The sequence below is a fragment of the Mycobacterium simiae genome (genome assembly GCF_008370645.1).
In the GTDB taxonomy this organism is placed as follows: domain Bacteria; phylum Actinomycetota; class Actinomycetes; order Mycobacteriales; family Mycobacteriaceae; genus Mycobacterium; species Mycobacterium simiae_A.
Genome location: NZ_VTZN01000633.1, coordinates 1 through 284 on the forward strand (window position 1 = coordinate 1; position 284 = coordinate 284).

The 284-nt window shown below is 76.8% G+C and carries 1 protein-coding gene; it reads left to right on the forward strand.

The window, feature by feature from the left end:
• On the forward strand, positions 1 to 284 hold a 284-nt coding region (locus F0Q45_RS28490), incomplete at both ends, for a hypothetical protein (RefSeq protein ID WP_223163970.1).

A 284-nucleotide genomic window follows, 5' to 3' on the forward strand; every position in this document is an offset into this window, starting at 1 on the left:
CGCAGACTGGGGCCGCCGGTGATGGCGGGGTCGGTGGGGCCGCTGGTGGCGGCGGTGACGGCGGAGTTGGTGGTGCTGGCGGGTCTGCCGGTGCTGCGTTGGGGGCGACCGGCGGTACCGGCGGGATCGGTGGAGCTGGTGGGCAGGCCGGGACCGGTGGTCATGGTGGGGCCGGCGGCAACGTCGGCGGTACGAGCGGTCGTGGCGGTGCTGGTGGGACGGCCGCGGCTGGTGGTGACGGCGGGGCCGGCGGGGCTGGCGGTGATTCGGTTAACCCTGCGGGG